We start from the raw sequence: 1,133 nt of genomic DNA, 5'->3' as shown, positions 1-1,133 counted from the left end.
AACATCGCCACCGGTGCGGTATTTTTGTAGGAGGCGTGCCCCACGCCGATATGTTTGTTGGGTGCTTCAATCGCAACAAGTACCCAGAGGGCATGCTAGCGTCGGTGAGCCTTGCGAGCCGCACCAGCGGATTAAGCACATCAACATCGTTGAACATCGCCATCATTGCGATATTTTTGTAGGAGGCGTACCCCACGCCGATATATTTGATGGGGGCTTCAATCGCAACGAGTACCCAGAAGGCATGCTAGCGTCGGTGAGCCTTGCGAGCCGCACCAGCCGGTTAATCACATCAACATCGTTGAACATCACCACCGGTGCGGTATTTTTGTAGGAGGCGTGCCCCACGCCGATATGTTTGATGGGGGATTCAATCGCAACGAGTACCCAGAGGGCATGCGAGCGTCGGTGAGCCTTGCGAATCGCACCAGCCGGTTAATCACATCAACATCGTTGAACATCGCCACCGGTGCGGTATTTTTGTAGGAGGCGTGCCCCACGCCGATGTGTTTGTTGGGGGCTTCAATCGCAACAAGTACCCAGAGGGCATGCGAATCGCACCAGCGGATTAATCACATCAACATCGTTGAACACCGCCACCGGTACGGTATTTTTGTAGGAGGCGTGCCCCACGCCGATATGTTTGATGAGAGCTTCAATCGCGACAAGTACCCAGAGGGCATGCTAGCGTCGGTGAGCCTTGCGAATCGCACCAGCGGGTTAATCACATCAACATCGTTGAACACCGCCACCGGTGCGGTATTTTTGTAGGAGGCGTGCCCCACGCCGATATGTTTGTTAGGTGCTTCAATCGCAACGAGTACCCAGAAGGCATGCGAGCGTCGGTGAGCCTTGCGAATCGCACCAGCCGGTTAATTTTGTTCAATATAGTGGTCGCGTTCATAGCTCTAGCGGTAATTTGTTTTTGGCGAAATAATTGATCAGCAAAGGCCTTGACCGCTCTCTTTTTAAGCTAACTAACTGTTATTTATTGAAAATTTGGAGGAAAGCACAGACTTGATCGCTTTAGTTTTACCTGTTTTTATCTTGGTTAACTAGGGAAGGTGCGAATAAGTCCGTTATATTCTCTGCGGACATTAGAATGGCCAGATACGCGAAAGCCAGTGCAGCGA

General features: G+C 51.5%; 1 protein-coding gene. It reads left to right on the top strand.

Annotated features, from left to right (window positions below; all coding sequences use genetic code 11):
• The coding region (locus Q4488_RS18720) for a hypothetical protein (RefSeq protein WP_303582113.1) at nt 1-182 on the top strand (182 nt) is incomplete at its 5' end.
• Nucleotides 183-1,133: the final 951 nt, after the last annotated feature.

This window comes from Amphritea sp. 1_MG-2023, from assembly GCF_030547545.1.
GTDB lineage: Bacteria > Pseudomonadota > Gammaproteobacteria > Pseudomonadales > Balneatricaceae > Amphritea.
This window is presented reverse-complemented; position numbering and strand designations above follow the sequence as displayed.